Here is a 14,884-nt window from a genome sequence, read left to right on the forward strand (position 1 = left end):
CCCTTTCCAAAAAAACGCTGCAATAAAAAAAACCGCCTGAAAATCTTCAGACGGTTTTCCGTAATTATTCAAAGCATTAATTATATGTCCTGATAGTCTTTTGAGCGCACTTTAAACGCCTCTTTAGACTCCTGCATCTGGTCATAATCCTCTTTGGAGAACACCCGATTGTTTTGGAAGACTCTCATGCCCGTACCGGCAGGAATCAAATGTCCTACAATAACGTTCTCTTTCAAGCCTGTGAGGAAGTCGGTCTTACCGCGGATGGCAGCCTCGCTCAGCACTTTGGTAGTTTCTTGGAACGACGCGGCAGAAATCCAGCTCTTCGTACCCAATGATGCTTGCGTAATACCTTGCAAAGTTGGCTTAGATACGGCAGGTTGTGCGTCGCGCACCTTCACTAACTTCTGGTCTTTACGCTTCAGGCTTGAGTTCTCATCACGCAGTTTGCGGGCGCTGACAATCATGCCTTTTTTCATTGTGGTTGATTCACCGGCATCGGTAACAACCTTCTTGTCAAGAATGGAATCATTGGCTTCGCGGAACGTCCACTTGTCTACCACTTGTCCGGGCAGGAAGGTAGTATCGCCAGGGTCAATGATTTCTACTTTCTGCATCATCTGACGAACGATTACCTCGAGGTGCTTGTCGTTGATTTTCACACCTTGCAAGCGGTAAACTTCCTGAATTTCATTCACCAGATACTCCTGAACGGCGGTCGGGCCTTTGATGGCCAAGATGTCGGCAGGCGTAATGGCACCATCGGAAAGCGGCATACCTGCTTTTACGTAGTCGTTTTCCTGCACGAGGATGTGCTTAGAAAGCGGCACCATGTATTTCATCTGTACCCCTTCACGGCTCTTTACATAAATTTCGCGATTACCGCGTTTGATGCTGCCGTAGCTTACCTCGCCGTCAATTTCGCTTACAACGGCAGGGTTAGACGGGTTACGGGCTTCAAACAATTCCGTTACACGTGGCAGACCACCGGTAATGTCGCGGGTTTTGCCGATTGCACGCGGAATTTTCACCAGTACCTGACCTGCACGTATATGCTGGCCATTCTCAACTACCAAGTGAGAACCTACCGGCAAGTTGCTGCTTGCCTGCTCTCCGGTTTGCGGATTGCGAACCGTAATCGTCGGGTTTTTAGAACGGTCTTTGGTTTCAATAATTACTTTTTCGCGGTGACCGGTCTGCTCGTCGTACTCTTCTTGGTAAGTAATGCCTTCCTCAATGGCCTCAAACTCAACGATACCGTCGTACTGTGAAAGGATAACGGCATTGAATGGGTCCCAGAAGCATATCTCCTGTCCTTTCTCTACCATATCGCCTTCTTTTACGCGCAGGAATGAACCGTAAGGCACGTTGTTGCTAATGAGTACTTGGCCGTTTTCAGGATTAACGATGCTTACCTCCGCAGAACGCGCCATCACTACATCAATGCTTTCACCTTCGGCATTGGTGGTAGTAACCTTGCGCATTTCTTCAAACTTGATTTTGCCGCTGTATTTGGCAACAATGCTTGAATCTACGGCAATGTTAGAAGCCGTACCACCCACGTGGAAAGTACGCAGTGTCAGCTGAGTACCCGGCTCACCGATAGACTGGGCAGCTACTACGCCCACCGCATCACCTATCTGAGCAAGCTTGCCTGTGGCCAAGTTGCGACCGTAGCACTTGGCACATACGCCCTGCTTGGTTTCGCAGGTCAGCACCGAGCGAATTTCAACAGATTCAATGCTGGTTTCCTCAATACGGCGTGCAATGTCCTCATCTATCTCTTGGCCTGACTCAACAATCAGTTCGTCGGTCAGTGGGTCGTACACATCGTGCACGGATACGCGCCCCAGGATACGCTCGGAAAGTTTCTCGATAACGTCTTCTTGGTCTTTCAGGGCTTCTACGGTCAGGCCGCGCAGTGTACCGCAGTCCTCTTCATTAACTACTACGTCTTGCGCAACGTCCACCAAACGACGGGTCAGATAACCGGCATCGGCGGTTTTCAAAGCTGTATCGGCCAAACCTTTACGCGCACCGTGAGTAGAAATGAAGTACTCCACAACGTCCAAACCTTCCTTAAAGTTAGAAAGGATGGGGTTCTCAATAATTTCACCCACCGAACCTTGCAGGTTTTTCTGAGGTTTCGCCATCAAGCCCCTCATACCGCCCAACTGACGGATTTGCTCGCGAGAACCACGTGCACCGGAGTGCATCATCATGTAAATGGAGTTGAAGCCGCCTTTGTCTTCTTCCAGCTGCTTCAACAGCGTATTGGTGATGCTGTTGTTCACGCGTGTCCAGATGTCAATAATCTGGTTGTAACGCTCGTTGTCGGTAATCAGACCCATGTAGTAGTTATTCCACACGGCATCTACTTCTTTCTTGGCTTCGGCAATCAGTTTGTGTTTCGATTCAGGAATCATAATATCATCCAAACCGATAGAAAGACCGCCCTTGTAGGCAGTTTGGAAGCCAAGCTGTTTGATATCGTCCAAGAACTGAGCCGTGCGTGCCATACCCACAATTTTGAATACGTGGGAAATGATACCCTGCAACTTTTTCTTGGTCAGTTCTTCATTAACAAAGCCTACTTCTTTGGGCACTACCTGGTTGAAAATTACGCGACCGGCAACAGTTTGTACTAATTTGGTTTCCAGTTGCTTGGTCTGCTCGTTGCGTACAGGTACGCGCACTTTGATATAGGCGTTCTTATCGAGTTGCCCTTCGTTGATAGCAATAATTACCTCTTCGGGAGAGTAGAACGATTTGCCATCGCCTTTTACAGGATGCTCAGGCGTAGATTTACGTCCTTTGGAGAGGTAATACAAGCCCAATACCATGTCCTGAGAAGGTACGGCAATAGGCGAGCCGTTGGCAGGATTCAGAATGTTGTGAGAAGCCAGCATCAACAGCGATGCTTCCAGTATAGCCTCATGCCCCAGTGGCACGTGTACCGCCATTTGGTCGCCGTCAAAGTCGGCGTTGAAAGCCGTACAAACCAATGGGTGCAACTGAATCGCCTTACCTTCAATCAGTTTTGGCTGGAACGCCTGAATACCTAAACGGTGGAGCGTCGGAGCACGGTTGAGCAGCACCGGATGGCCTTTCAAGACGTTTTCCAGAATATCCCACACCACAGGCGACTTGCGGTCTACTATTTTCTTGGCAGATTTTACGGTTTTAACGATACCGCGCTCAATGAGTTTGCGGATGATAAACGGCTTAAACAGTTCAGCTGCCATATCTTTAGGCAAACCGCACTCGTGGAGTTTCAACTCAGGGCCTACCACAATTACCGAACGGCCGGAGTAATCCACACGTTTACCCAACAGGTTTTGGCGGAAACGTCCCTGCTTGCCTTTCAGCATGTCTGAAAGTGATTTCAGCGCACGGTTGCCGTCTGAACGAACAGCATTTACTTTACGTGAGTTGTCAAACAGCGAATCAACCGCTTCTTGCAACATACGCTTTTCGTTGCGCAAAATCACCTCCGGCGCTTTAATATCTATCAAACGCTTCAAGCGGTTGTTGCGAATAATTACGCGGCGGTACAAGTCATTTAAGTCCGAAGTAGCAAAACGTCCGCCATCCAGAGGCACCAGCGGGCGCAGTTCAGGCGGAATCACAGGCACCATGCGGATAATCATCCACTCGGGGCGATTTTCCACACGCGAGTTGGCGCTGCGGAAAGCTTCTACCACTTTGAGGCGTTTCAAGGCTTCTGACTTGCGCTGCTGAGAGCTGTCATTGGCAGCCATATCGCGCAGTTCGTAGGAAAGTTCATCCAAGTTCAATCGGGAAAGCATCATTTCCAATGCTTCTGCACCCATTTTGGCAATGAACTTATCAGGATTGCTGTCTTCCAGTTGCTGATTTTCACGAGGCAGCATATCCAGTTTTTCCAAGTATTGTTCTTCGGTCAAGAAGTCGCCTTCTTTCAAATCCTTATGAATACCGGGCTGAATAACTACATAACGCTCGTAATAAATAATCTGGTCCAGTTTTTTTGTGGACAGACCTAACAGATAGCCGATTTTGTTGGGCAATGAGCGGAAATACCAGATGTGAGCCACCGGAATAACCAGCTGTATATGTCCCATACGCTCGCGGCGGACTTTTTTCTCCGTTACTTCTACACCGCAGCGGTCGCAGATAATGCCTTTGTAGCGAATACGCTTGTATTTGCCACAATGACATTCCCAATCTTTCACCGGGCCAAAAATGCGCTCGCAAAACAAGCCTCCCATTTCGGGCTTGTAAGTGCGGTAATTAATGGTTTCGGGTTGTGTAACCTCGCCGTGAGAGCTTTCCAGAATGGATTCAGGAGAAGCAAGACTGATCGTGATTTTCGTAAAGTCGTTGCTAAACTTCTTGTTTTTCTTGAACGCCATGTATAGTGATGCAGTTTATGCTTTGAACCAGCAAAGTTAGTGTAAAAAAGCATTTTAACCATATTTGCAAGTTTTTTTCCGGTTTTTTTTCAGCATTTATTGCTTAAATTTCAACGAGATAGCGTTGTTTTTATGTAAAAGATACTACATTTGCAGTCCTTTTTTGAAGGCATGTAAATCCGTAGCGTCATGAACGATTTGATAAAATTAGTAGAAAAAGAGTATGCAGGCAAAAGAGCTGATATTCCTGCATTCAAAGCCGGCGATACCATCAATGTACACGTGAAAATTGTGGAAGGCAATAAAGAGCGTATCCAGCAATTTCAAGGCGTAGTGATTCAGCGCAAGAATACCAGCACCAACGGCGAAACTTTTACCGTGCGTAAAATTTCTAACGGCGTAGGCGTTGAGCGTATTTTCCCTATCATTTCGCCAAGCATTGATAAAATTGAGTTGGTACGCCGCGGTTCGGTGCGCCGCGCAAGAATTTACTATCTGCGCAGCCTCTCCGGCAAAGCCGCTCGTATCAAGGAAAAACTGAACTAATTGTTTTTCCCTCAATGGGGTCGCCAACAGTTGCAAAGCTGTTGGCTTTTTTTGTTTACTTGCAGTTAAAATAACTACACTACTGGCTTATGACTACCCGTCCGCCAAACAAAACGCTCTTTTTCATCTAATCCATTCTTGGTGGCATATTCGTTTTTGCACTGGCAGTCCTCCCTACCCACAGCCTTTGTGGAAATCCGATTGAATGCGGCTGATGCGCGCCCCATAGCAAGGAAGACTTGCTTTATTTCCTATTGCCACTATTCAGTGCTCCGGTGGGGGCTTTGCTGGGCGGCATTTTGCTTGGCGACATCGCAAAGAACAAAACTTCAAGGCTGTACTGAAGGAATTGGGCATTGCGGTAATTGTGTTTTTTGTGGTGCTGGTGCTCATAGCAAGCAACTTCTGCAAGTGAATCGGCCGCTGCCATAAAAAAATCCCGACAGTTATATGCCTGTCAGGATTCTTTTATATGCAATTTTTAAAAGATTAATACTCCCAAAGTTGCGCCTCAAAATCAAGCAACGCATACTCTATTTGTAAAGAAGCATACAGAGCCAAATCGCCGTCGCCATAGATATCTATAATGGTTGCATCTTCGCTGTTAGAGTATTTAGTCAAATGCGCAGCAAACAGTCGCAAATCAAATGCCTCTGCCATATTGCGGTGCTCTTTCGGGTTCGCATTATTGAACCATATCGCATCAGGATTATCCTTAAAAACGTTTTCTACGAGCTCCTTATAAGAGAAAGATGCAATGGGAAGGTCGGCTTTTTGATTGATTTCAAAGGGTACAAGTAATGTGATACTCTGTATATCCCGATACATGCGCGAACGCTTTTTATCAAAAATCAAATCTTCTTTTAATTCTAACAAGTACAACTCTTTACCGGGAAGATATGTATCAGGGCCTGCGGGCGTTGCATTGTCGTCTCCGTCGCTAAACTCATTACCCCAACCGCCCCCATCATCTTCTACCCCAAAACCAAGCGCTTTCTCTTCTTCGGTAAGACCGTCTCCGGCAGAGGGTCTTGTGATTTTAGCCATAAACTCCTCATAGCTCAAACGAGTTTTCAAAGAGTCGTCCACAAATGGCCTGATGATACCTGTCTTTACAGCTTCAATAATAATTCTTGTAATTTCATGTCCCTTGGCATTTAATGGCTTGTTCTGTTTTTCACGCAAGTCTATACGCCACCAAAGCCTTTTGCTAAATAACTGATCGTGGTACTTGATAGGACGAAGCGAGTTTGAGTTATACCCGAATTCATCTCTTTCCTGCGCATAGGATATGGTTGCAGAAACCATTACACATGCTGCTGCTACTAACCTAATCAACGATTTCATATGATAGATATTTTAGACATTCATAACAATAAATATGCCGCTCGATAAAAAGAAAGCCCTTTTCATGAAAGATGAAAAGGACTTTCTTTATACAAACCGCAAAACTGTTATTGAGTTATTTGGAAGCTGATAGCATCTACGTTTGCTTTCACATCCAAAATGTCGCCTTTGTAGTTACGACGTTTTACTTGTTTCACCTCAATAATCAGGCGGTCGCCTTCTTTTGCTTGTGCACGGAAGTCAGCCAAGTTAGCCTCTTCAGTGGTGAATTTACGCTCCGGAATAATCGGACGACGGCCGCGCACCAGCATTACAGTCCATTCTGTAACACGATAGTTAGCATCTTTCGGAATTACATCGCGAATGCTTGGGTCGCCAAGTGCACGTGCTTTCAGCGAAGTAGGACAAGCACCACCGTTTTTCACATCCAAAGGTTTGCCTCCATTCAGAATTTCAACCTTAGGTTCAGGCAACAGTTTTACCTTGAACTCCTTAGGCTCAATCAGGTTGCCATCGCTGAATACTTTAAGCACTACTTTGTTGGCAGTAGGTACAACGATAACTTCACTCTTAGAAGCACCTTTGATTACCTCAGCACCTTCAGCTTGGAAAGACGGGTTGTAAGCGGCACCTAATGCAGGTACGTTTACTTTCAACTCGTTACCGCACTGGAAGTAGAGAGCAGAAACGTTAGCTGCCTGAATATCTACCACAGGTTTAGCCACGATATACTCTTCTTTCACGCGGAATACAGTGTCTTCGCCGTCGGCTTTCTTGATTTTGATAGTACCTTCCCAAGATTTTTTCAGATTACCATCTTTATCATAGTTGCCGCCCTGAGCAGTAAACTCTACGGTACCGATACCATTTTCAACTTTTACTGCACCGGCTGTAGAAGACATTTGAGGCACGATATTAGAAGCAGAGGCAGCTAAGAACATAGTTGCGCGATATTTTGTACCGGCAGCTACAATCTTAGATTCTGCGCTTACCATAGCATTGATGCGGTCAAATTTAATTTCCACACCACCTACTTTAGAACTCAGCTTCTTGATAACATCGCTCTCCGCACGCACAACATCTGACTGGAATTGGCTAAGAATAGCCAAACAAGCTACTAAAGGAGTGCGTTCGAAGTTAATTTGCGCAAAATCCTTGTGGTTTTGGTTGCCGTCGTTTTTGAAGCGAGGCATTTCCTTAGCATCCAGCGCAATTTTCGCAATCTGAATTTCTTTGTCGTAAGTGCTCATTTTTTCGGCAAACTCATTGAGTCGTTTTTTCAACTCATAGGCTTTACCATTTTTTGAGCCTTCCGGACCAATAAGAAATGTAGTGGACTTATCGTAGTTTTTCTCATCTACATACTTACCGTCGTCTTTCATACCGCCGGTGTACTCGATTAAGTCTTTGCGTATTTTCTCGATGAAGTCCATCATTTCCGATGTCTTCGCCTTAGCGTCTTCTGCCTGAGCAATAATTGCCAAATCTTTTGGCTTATTGCCTTCTTTGGCCACTTGGGCTTTCATGCCCTCTAATGTTTTATTGGTTGCTTCGCGAGCAAGACTGTTGGCATAACGGAGACTGTCATCCATATAATAGAACTTCTCCAATACCGTGTTGCTCACTTGCAAGGCCAACAAACAGGTCAGTACGAGATACATCATGTTAATCATCGCCTGCCTTGGTGTTACCTTACCACCTGCCATAACTCAGTTCTCTTTTTTTGGTTAGAAAATTATTGAAATTAATATGACAAGGTATTAGCCTTTCATTGCGGTCAGCATGTTGCCGTACACTTTGTTCAGAGAAGTCAAATTGGCTGTCAGTTTTGACATCTGGTCTTTGAACAATTGAGATTCTTTGCTTGCGTCGGCCATGCTCTCCATAGCTACTGTAAGGTTGCCATAGAATTTATTCATTGCCTTTAAGTGGCTGTTGGCATCTTTCAATTCCATTTCATACACTGCGTTCAGCGCACCCAAGTTTTTGGTAATAGTCTGTACTTGTGCATGATATTCTTTTGCCTGTGCAGAGGCATTAGCCATTGCAGCCATTGCTTCCACAGTAGAAGCATATGATTTATTCAGTGTTACTAAAGACTGAGAAGCTGCACGCAGATTTTTAGAATAGTCTTCGGAAGCAGCAGCAGCCTCGCTCATGTCGCGCATTTTCAATGCTGACTCGTTGAGAGTTTTGATACCTTTACCAAAGCTCTTGAAAGATTCGGTAGAAAGGTCTGCTTCTTGCAACATTTGGTCGAGGCCAACAAGTGCACCTGTAGCAGCAAGTTTATTGGCAGCCTGAGAATCAACTTTAGTAGCTTGACCTTCATCTGCCAATTCAGGATACACGCGCTCCCACTCATAGTGCTTCTCAGGAGGAGGAACAGGTGCAATTACACCCAGTAAGAAGATGAATGCTTCCACAGAAAGTCCTACAACGAGCATAGGACCGGCACCCGGCCATGACATAATCTTGAACATGGCACCTACGATAACCACCGCAGCACCTACGCTGGTGATTTTTGGAACTACCACGCGATTAAACTTCGCGACAGCGCTTTCTTTTCCGCTACCCATTTTGTTTGAAGGTTAAATGATTGAAAATTTAATTAAGTTAAAATTGTGATTGAGGTTGTCAAAATAAGGTAAATTCCTACGGATTGTCAATAGGGGATTTACGCTATTTCTCACTTTTAACGCAAAAAGTCCGGCAATATTGCATTGGACGCAACCCATTGCCGGACTTTTTACAAAAAATTAATGGTGAAATATTAGAATTCAAAGCCAGAAGAGCGTCCCAAATAGGTCATTGCGCAACGGAAACCAATAAATGAACGTGCAGTATCTCCATACTCAAAGCTACGTGTACCGGTTTCAATCAGGAAAGCAATATCTTTCCATGAGCCGCCACGGATAAGTTTGCGTGGTTCGTTTTCGTCGTAATAGGTGGGGTTCAAATCCCATACCAACGGCACGCTTACGGGGCTGAAAGCATCCTCGCACCACTCGGCAACATTACCGGCCATATCGTAAAGGCCGTAATCGTTAGCAAAGTAAGACGCTACCGGGCCTGTGTAAGAGAAGCCGTCATCATAATAATTACCGCGTCCGGGTTTGAAATTGGCAAGTGCACAGCCTTTGGCGTTTCGTACATATGGGCCACCCCAAGGATATTTTGCCATGTCGCGGCCGCCACGAGCTGCATACTCCCATTCGGCTTCGGAAGGCAAGCGGAAGTTAGGCATCGGGAACTTGCCTTTGTCTGTTCTGGCCTGATTCAACTTTTTGGTGCGCCATTCGCAAAACAGCAGGGCAGCTTTCCATGAAACACCTACTACGGGATAATCGTCATAAGCGGGATGGTCAAAGTAATAGGTAGTCATTGGGTCGCCCATGTGGTAGGTGAAATCTTTCATCCATACCATTGTGTCAGGATAGGCGATATCTTTCAGAGACTGTTCATCTTCAATTAATGGCAGAACTTTTCTGTAGCGAACAAAAATGGTGCTGTCGCCACCCAAAGGAAAATGGTCAGCAGCTTCATATATAAACTGGCGATACTCGTTGTTGGTAATTTCGGTATCGTCCATGTAAAAGCCGCTGATGGTAATTTGCTTGTTCATGGAAATTTTAGAGGAAGCTACATCCTCGTCTGCCTGCCCCATGTGAAAAGTACCGGGAGGAATGGAAACCATGCCGTATGGTAATTCCTGCTTCCACCCTTCGCGCCCCTGAACGCCTGTCAGTTCACCGGTATCTTTGTTCTTACCGCCAAAAATACAGCTTTGTAAGACCAGCACTAATGCCAAAGTGCTGTAAAGCGGTGATACACTACGCAATCGGCCATATCGTATCATAATTCTGAGCATGATTTCTATCAGTTTATCAGACATTGGTCGTGTCTTCTCAATAGGGTTTTAATAGGTAACGACTTTCAGCGCAATTTCTTGCAAAAATAAGTCCAAAAGTTTTAGTCAAATCTGAATCTTGGCGTTCTGATATTAAATAATTCCGCCTTTTTAGGGGCAGGTATGCGATAGCCAATTCTGAGTTCATGCGAAGTGGCAGCTTTTGCCGCTGCACCGGTTATTTCATAGTCAAATGCATAGCCCAGTGTCATGGAATTGTCTTTCAATATAGAAGCACCGATGAGCATTGAAACACTGCTGACAGGGCCTAAATCGCGAAAGGAGGCTCCCGCATAATATTTGCGGCTGATATCCAGCAATACGGCACCTTCATAAGAAACAACGTTTCGCAAGTTAGTTTTAACAATGGCGGAAGGCCGAACAGAAAAATCAGAAGACAACACAAACTCTCCGCCGCCCAATAAGGTATAGTTTCGCTCAAGCGGGCTAATCGCAAATGTTGTACCATATTCAAATCCGGGTTGCAGCAAGTGGTTGGCACTAATGCCGGCAAAATACTTTTGGGTAGAGTAGTACATGCCTACTGCAAAGTCGGGTGTAAATTGGCTTTCTCTGCCCCTGCCTATGATGAGCGGGTCGTTGGGTTCATTAGGACGCAGTTTCCCGAAATCGAAGGTTTGATTATAGAAACCGCCCCGCATACCCAAAGACAAACGCGCACCGTTTTTTAATGTATGATGATATGCATAGGACAGTTGTATGTCGTTGTTAGTAATTGGCCCCAATGCATCGTTCAGAATATGAATACCCACGCCGCTGCGTATGGCATTAATGGGCATAGTGGCAGACAATACGGTGCTGACAGGTGCTCCACCATCACCATCGAGGGTGGTGCTGTAACCTACCCACTGCCTGCGATGGATTAAATTAAAATGTGTAAAACGACTGTCTATACCTGCAGTGGCCGGGTTTAAGTAAAGCTGATTAAACATAAACTGGCTGAACTGCGCATCTTGCTGTGCCGATGCTTCCCACCCAAAACCTAACGTAAACAGGGTAATGAGAAAGTAAACAAGGTTTCTTTTCATAATTGCCTAACAGAATGTTGGGCAATATAGCAAATTATTGCTTATTGCTTTTTTCTGTTTCTTTGATATAAAGCTCGATAGCCCCTGTCATGGAAGGTGCATCGGGATGGGGAGCCTGAATATCGAGTATCAGGTTATTGTCTGTAACAGCTTTGCCGGTAGTTGGCCCGAAAGCGGCGAATAATATATCCCCTTGTTTAAATTCAGGGAAGTTGGTCAGCAGTGAATTAACGCCCGACGGACTGAAAAAAGCAATGAGGTCGTACTGCTTAATGTCCATATCTTTCAAGTCGCTGGGGACTGTATGATAGATAATGGCCTCCGTGAACTTAATGCCGCTTTTTTCCATAAATGCGGGCAGGTCGTCCTTGCGGATATCTGAACAAGGATACAGGTAGTTTTCCGTTTTATGTTTTTTAATCAAATCGAACAGGTCGGTAACGGTTCTTTTACCCGTGAATATTTTGCGCTTGCGGATGGTGATATATTTCTGCAAATAATTGGCTGTTTGGTCAGAAATGCAGAAATATTTCATCTCGGGGGGCATCTCTATTTTGCTTTCGCTACACAGTTTGAACAAATGATCAACCGCATTTTTGCTGGTAAAGATGATAGCCGTATGTTCTAATATATTGATTTTTTGCTTCCTAAACTCTTTGATACCAACGGGATCAACCTGAATAAAGGGGCGAAAATCTATCTGCAAGTTGAATTTGGCAGCCAACTCGGAATAAGGGTTTTTGTCGGATTCCGGCCTTGGCTGTGAAATCAGAATTCTTTTGATTGGCTTGAGACGTTCAGGATGCAGCACAATGGATGAAACTTTACCCTCTGTCATATGTAAGATTTATGAAGGAATCAGAAATAGCTTGAGTACTAACAATAGAGGTAATACTTCGGTAGTGCAAAGATAGGCAATTAAATAAATAAATCGCTGTGGAACCGATAAGTACAACACAAGTCCTGTGAGGGCGGTTACTGTTACCCACCCCCAAATCAGCGAATAATACAATATGTGCGGTGAAATATACAGCCGATAATAATGGCTCAGATGGTAGGCTGTAAACAGCGCAAATATGAGCAGAATGAATATTTTGTAAATATTAAAACTGATGGCTATATGCTTTTCGGCCAGTGTGCGATGTGCAAAAACGCCATGTAACAGTTCTATTAACAGGTATTTCAACAACAGAAATAGCATCAACCACCCGCCGATTTTCAAGTAATTGCCAATAAACCAATCATTCCCTTCAGCAAGGGCGGCAACTTGTGCGAACGAAGTGGAGTATTCGGCAACAAGCATCAGCAGGTAGGTTGCTAAGGCAGCAAACATTACTGCAAATACCAACAATGCGTTAAAGTCTGTTTTTTCCTGAACTTCACGGTATTTGAACAGTTGAATGAGCGACTGTAAGCTATCCTTAATGGAAACGTAGCGCGGGTTGATTAACGAAAATGCGGCAAGCATCACACTACACGCAACAGCAACTACCAACAGATAATTCTTTTGCTCGGGAGTACGGCGTATCGTTGCAGTTTGCCTCGGTCTGTTCTTAGCGGCCAAAGATTTTGCAGTACTTTTTATTAAAGAGTCTCTTCGTACAGCAACAGGTTCGGTTTGTTGCTCGCCTAAAAACAAGGGGGGCAGTTTTGCTATCGGGCGCTCGAATGCATAGGTTAGTAACAAAGTGGTATTGCCTGCTGCTAAACTGTCCAAGTCCCATACCATTGTTTGGGGTTGTCGGATATAGTGGCTGAGATTGTTGTTAATAAACAATAGCGTTTCCTTTTCAACGGGTAATACCAACTTTCGGGCAGGTTGCCATGCCTGAGGTTGCAGCACTACATGCAGATAGCGAGTAGGCGGATGAATACCGGGCAAGTACGGCACGTATATTTTTTCGTTGTAGTCATATATCAGCCACCGGTGGCTGATGTCTTCATAGATGGCAAGACCTGTTGCAGACTGCCCAAAAGCATTACATGCTACAAGGCTCATCCACAACAGGCCTATCCAATAACTACACCAACGCTTACCCATCTGCCTCGTTTCTTCCCGACTACTTAATTTCTGATGCCCAGTTGAAGCGGTCGGAAGCAGAAAATGCCCACGGAGCCGCATTGTTTTCAATATTGGCAAACATGGAGTTCCATGATGCAGGCGTAGCGGACTCTTCCATCGCTATATATTGCCGCACTTGCAAAATGATGTCCAATGGGTTGATATTAATCGGGCAGGCATCTACACAGGCATTGCAGGTAGTACATGCCATCACTTCTTCTTTGGTGATGTAGTCGCCGTACAGGGATTTGCCATCATCATAGCCCTCGCCGAACTTGGCAATCAGCTCGCCTTTTTCTTCCAGACGGTCGCGGGTGTCCATCATAATTTTGCGCGGGCTGAGCAGTTTGCCGGTGATATTGGCAGGACAAGAGGCCGTACAACGTCCGCATTCGGTGCAACTGTAAGCATCCATCAGGTTTTTCCATGTCAGGTCTTCCACGTCTTTTGCACCGAATCGGGAAATTTCTTGTGGAGCGGCTGCTTCCTGACCATCGTTGATACCCAGCATAGATTTTACTTCGGCAGTAACTACTGCCATGTTTTCAATCTTACCCTTGGGTTCCAGATTGGAAAAATAGGTATTGGGGAATGCCAGCGCAATATGCAAGTGTTTAGAGTAGGTTACGTAAACGGCAAAGGACATAATGCCTAAAATGTGCAGCCACCATGCACCGCGCTCAAGCAGTATCAAAGAGCCGGTATCCAAGCCTTTATACAAAGGGATGAGCAGGCTGCTTACCAGAAATGAGCCTACTTCGGGGTAGTGAGCCATGGCGTATGCGCTGTCTTCGCGGGTTTGCAGAATGCTGTCGGCGGCGTTCATAGTGAACAGGCAGAACATCAGTGCAATTTCGGCCGTAAGGATGATATTGGCATCCATTCGCGGCCATTCGGTCATTTCACGGCTCCAGAAGCGGGGCACCAGTCGGGCATTGCGACGAATCAGGAAGATTACGCAGGTAATTACAACCCCCAAAGCAAGCAACTCAAAGAAGTTCAGCAACAAGCGGTAGGCACTGCCCAAATAAGGCGCAAAAAGGCGGTGCGTGCCCAGCAGTCCATCCAGCACAATTTCCAGCACCTCAATATTGACAATGATAAAAGCCGCGTAAATGATGAAGTGCATCAGACCCACCAAGGGCTTATCAAACATTTTCTTTTGCCCGAAGGCAATCAGCAGCATGGTTTTCAGGCGCTCCGCAGGGCGGTCGGTGCGGTCGAGCGGTTTACCCAACCTGATATTGCCCGCAATGCGTTGTACGCGCGATGTAACGGCAATCGCGGCTGCCGCAAGCGCTGCCAAAAAGAAAAGTTGCTGCACAAGTGAAGTAAACAGTTCCATAAGTCCTTGCAATAGTCTTGTAGCGTTTTGGCAAATTTAACCGATTTTCCTAAAAACCATTCGTCAGGCGATTGTGTTGGCCATGAGCTTTTAATTCCTGCCGTAAAATGCACCGAATTTCGTATTTTTGGGAATACTGCCTTTGTTGCAGGGGCATGGTAACTATTCAGATGAGATAAGCAAATTATAATAAGAAAACTGCCGGCAAAGACTTCGTCCGCCGACGGATTT

General features: G+C 45.5%; 10 protein-coding genes. 1 reads left to right on the top strand and 9 read right to left on the bottom strand.

All coding sequences use genetic code 11. From position 1 onward, the window contains the following. Positions 1 to 80: 80 nt before the first annotated feature. On the bottom strand, positions 81 to 4,394 hold the full coding sequence (rpoC, locus tag NDK19_RS00905; protein ID WP_250629943.1) for a DNA-directed RNA polymerase subunit beta': 4,314 nt from the start codon (positions 4,392 to 4,394) through the stop codon (positions 81 to 83). 189 nt (positions 4,395 to 4,583) lie between these two features. Here rpoC and rplS point away from each other — a divergent pair, with 189 nt between their 5' ends. Beyond that, positions 4,584 to 4,940: a 50S ribosomal protein L19 gene (gene rplS / locus NDK19_RS00910; protein ID WP_250629944.1), complete on the top strand. Its 357-nt coding sequence runs from the start codon at positions 4,584 to 4,586 to the stop codon at positions 4,938 to 4,940. Positions 4,941 to 5,429: 489 nt separating this feature from the next. On the opposite strand, the gene porN is transcribed toward rplS, so the two are convergent. From porN to NDK19_RS00950, 8 genes are all read right to left on the bottom strand, one after another. Next, entirely contained in the window at positions 5,430 to 6,287 is an 858-nt protein-coding gene (porN, locus tag NDK19_RS00915; RefSeq protein ID WP_250629945.1) for a type IX secretion system ring subunit PorN/GldN, read from the bottom strand. 107 nt (positions 6,288 to 6,394) lie between these two features. After that, on the bottom strand, positions 6,395 to 7,993 hold the full coding sequence (gene porM / locus NDK19_RS00920) for a type IX secretion system motor protein PorM/GldM (RefSeq protein ID WP_250629946.1): 1,599 nt from the start codon (positions 7,991 to 7,993) through the stop codon (positions 6,395 to 6,397). Positions 7,994 to 8,047: 54 nt separating this feature from the next. After that, complete coding sequence (porL, locus tag NDK19_RS00925) at positions 8,048 to 8,866, bottom strand: type IX secretion system motor protein PorL/GldL (RefSeq protein WP_250629947.1); 819 nt, start codon at positions 8,864 to 8,866, stop codon at positions 8,048 to 8,050. A gap of 194 nt (positions 8,867 to 9,060) precedes the next feature. Next, positions 9,061 to 10,146, bottom strand: a complete 1,086-nt coding sequence (porK, locus tag NDK19_RS00930; RefSeq protein ID WP_250630195.1) for a T9SS ring complex lipoprotein PorK/GldK — start codon at positions 10,144 to 10,146, stop codon at positions 9,061 to 9,063. Positions 10,147 to 10,259: 113 nt separating this feature from the next. Continuing rightward, a complete protein-coding gene (locus tag NDK19_RS00935) occupies positions 10,260 to 11,246 on the bottom strand; it encodes a PorP/SprF family type IX secretion system membrane protein (RefSeq protein ID WP_250629948.1) in 987 nt (328 codons plus the stop codon). Between the two features lie 34 nt (positions 11,247 to 11,280). Continuing rightward, positions 11,281 to 12,084, bottom strand: a complete 804-nt coding sequence (locus NDK19_RS00940) for a uroporphyrinogen-III synthase (RefSeq protein WP_250629949.1) — start codon at positions 12,082 to 12,084, stop codon at positions 11,281 to 11,283. 9 nt (positions 12,085 to 12,093) lie between these two features. Next, entirely contained in the window at positions 12,094 to 13,287 is a 1,194-nt protein-coding gene (locus NDK19_RS00945; RefSeq protein WP_250629950.1) for a DUF4271 domain-containing protein, read from the bottom strand. A gap of 19 nt (positions 13,288 to 13,306) precedes the next feature. After that, complete coding sequence (locus NDK19_RS00950; protein ID WP_250629951.1) at positions 13,307 to 14,653, bottom strand: (Fe-S)-binding protein; 1,347 nt, start codon at positions 14,651 to 14,653, stop codon at positions 13,307 to 13,309. Positions 14,654 to 14,884: the final 231 nt, after the last annotated feature.

The sequence above is a fragment of the Rhodoflexus caldus genome, assembly GCF_021206925.1.
In the GTDB taxonomy this organism is placed as follows: Bacteria; Bacteroidota; Bacteroidia; order Cytophagales; family Thermoflexibacteraceae; genus Rhodoflexus; species Rhodoflexus caldus.

What these genes read in the sequence shown, in the direction of transcription:
- NDK19_RS00940 (WP_250629949.1), bottom strand. Translation starts at nt 12,084, where the DNA reads ATGACAGAGGGTAAAGTTTCATCCATTGTGCTGCATCCTGAACGTCTC.
- porL (WP_250629947.1), bottom strand. Translation starts at nt 8,866, where the DNA reads ATGGGTAGCGGAAAAGAAAGCGCTGTCGCGAAGTTTAATCGCGTGGTA.
- rplS (WP_250629944.1), top strand. Translation starts at nt 4,584, where the DNA reads ATGAACGATTTGATAAAATTAGTAGAAAAAGAGTATGCAGGCAAAAGA.
- porN (WP_250629945.1), bottom strand. Translation starts at nt 6,287, where the DNA reads ATGAAATCGTTGATTAGGTTAGTAGCAGCAGCATGTGTAATGGTTTCT.
- porK (WP_250630195.1), bottom strand. Translation starts at nt 10,146, where the DNA reads ATGATACGATATGGCCGATTGCGTAGTGTATCACCGCTTTACAGCACT.
- NDK19_RS00935 (WP_250629948.1), bottom strand. Translation starts at nt 11,246, where the DNA reads ATGAAAAGAAACCTTGTTTACTTTCTCATTACCCTGTTTACGTTAGGT.
- NDK19_RS00945 (WP_250629950.1), bottom strand. Translation starts at nt 13,287, where the DNA reads ATGGGTAAGCGTTGGTGTAGTTATTGGATAGGCCTGTTGTGGATGAGC.
- rpoC (WP_250629943.1), bottom strand. Translation starts at nt 4,394, where the DNA reads ATGGCGTTCAAGAAAAACAAGAAGTTTAGCAACGACTTTACGAAAATC.
- NDK19_RS00950 (WP_250629951.1), bottom strand. Translation starts at nt 14,653, where the DNA reads ATGGAACTGTTTACTTCACTTGTGCAGCAACTTTTCTTTTTGGCAGCG.
- porM (WP_250629946.1), bottom strand. Translation starts at nt 7,993, where the DNA reads ATGGCAGGTGGTAAGGTAACACCAAGGCAGGCGATGATTAACATGATG.